Here is an 843-nt window from a genome sequence, read left to right on the forward strand (position 1 = left end):
GCCATCCCTCCTTACTTAGGTTACAGCTACTCCATGCAGGCGTTGTGGTCGATCACTCTCGCCGTTATTTTGATCATCTTTTGTTTGATGCGCGGTGTTGCGTGGCTAAAGGAGCAGCTTGCTGGTTCAGAAATGCTGGAAGAGCGAGGAAGAATGATCTTGGCGGGGCGAGTTGAGCAAGACGCGAAGGGAGATAAAAAAGAGTGGCCTTACACCGCGAGTGAAGCACTCGATGTGTTGATTGAAGAATTACAGGATGCACGCCAGGAGCGCAGCCGCTTTGATACCTTTATCCGTACTCAAACTTTTCTCGATAAGCTCACTGGAACAGCCAATCGAGTGCTCTTTGATAGCAAGCTGGAATCGGCTCTTTTAGAGAGTGGCGCACGTGGCGCGGTCTTGCTGATTCGTATTCAAGATTGGAAGCTCGTGGAAGAAGAGCAAGATAAGCAAATCACCGACGAGTTTATTGTTGAAGTCGGTAGCTTGTTATCCAATTTAGTGCAGCGTTACCCAGACGTGGTGTTCTCTCGTTATTACGATGCCGATTTTGCACTGTTCTTACCTCATCAAAGCGCCAAAGATGTTGCCAACTTGGCCTCACAATGTATTCGTCAACTAGAGAAACTTACGCCGCCAGATCCGCTCGACCCCGACAACTGGTGCCATATTGGTATCACAATGTACAAAGAGGGAGAGCGACACAGCCAAATTATTGATGAGGCGGAAACGGCACTCAGAAGTGCGCAGCTACAAAACAACAATAACTGGAGCCGTTTTAAGAAATGGAACCACGATGAAGAAGCGCGCGGAAGTGTGAGATGGCGTACGTTATTTGATACG

1 protein-coding gene is annotated in these 843 nt (G+C 48.4%); it reads left to right on the forward strand.

What is annotated here, in order from left to right:
• Positions 1-843: diguanylate cyclase domain-containing protein (locus tag R8N47_RS24360; protein ID WP_318186001.1), on the forward strand; the 843-nt coding region annotated here is incomplete at both ends.

The organism is Vibrio sp. 2132-1 (genome assembly GCF_033344315.1).